This window comes from Oleiphilus sp. HI0080 (assembly GCF_001635135.1).
On the sequence record NZ_LWFU01000801.1, the window covers coordinates 1 to 770 of the forward strand.

General features: G+C 46.8%; 1 protein-coding gene. It reads left to right on the forward strand.

Translation table 11 applies throughout. The features are described from left to right. Window positions 1-158: 158 nt before the first annotated feature. Window positions 159-770: polynucleotide adenylyltransferase PcnB (gene pcnB / locus A3751_RS16330; protein WP_156492548.1), on the forward strand; the 612-nt coding region annotated here is incomplete at its 3' end.

Here is a 770-nt window from a genome sequence, read left to right on the forward strand (position 1 = left end):
AACTGTTCAGCATGAAAGCCCCAAACACGGATGAATGGAGCTTCATGCATATCATTTCTTCCCCCAAACATCTCTCCAACGCGCACCTACTGTATTTAGTGCGCGTTTGCCGCTAGAATTCCGGACACTTCTGAATGCATTTCTTATAAGAATAGAGGATGGCAAATTTGCCCGTAAGGATTATTCCACGCGACGAACACCCTGTTTCGCGCAAAAACATCAGCCCTAGCGCATTAAAAGTTATATATCGCTTGGAAAACTCAGGCTTTAAAGCATACTTGGTGGGCGGCTGTATTCGAGACCTTCTCCTTGGCATTCAGCCCAAAGATTTTGACATTGCTACCGACGCTCATCCTGAGCAAGTCCATAAGCTGTTCTCTAACTCAAGGCTCATTGGCCGTCGCTTCAAACTCGTTCATGTACTCTTTGGAAGAGAAATGATTGAAGTCGCAACTTTCCGAGGCAGCAACGAAAGCTCAGCCGCTCAGCAGCAAACTGCTGAAGGTATGCTAACGCGAGATAACGTTTACGGTACCATTGAAGAAGACGCGATCCGAAGAGACTTCACGGCAAACGCACTCTATTACAGCGCAACCGACTTTAAGATCTATGACTACTGCGGCGCGCTTGATGACATTCAAGCGAAAACACTCCGTCTCATTGGGAATCCAGACGAGCGCTATCGAGAAGATCCTGTCAGAATGCTCCGTGCAGTCCGCTTTGCAGAGAAACTTGATTTTGAGATAGAAGATCTTGCGGAACAAAAAATC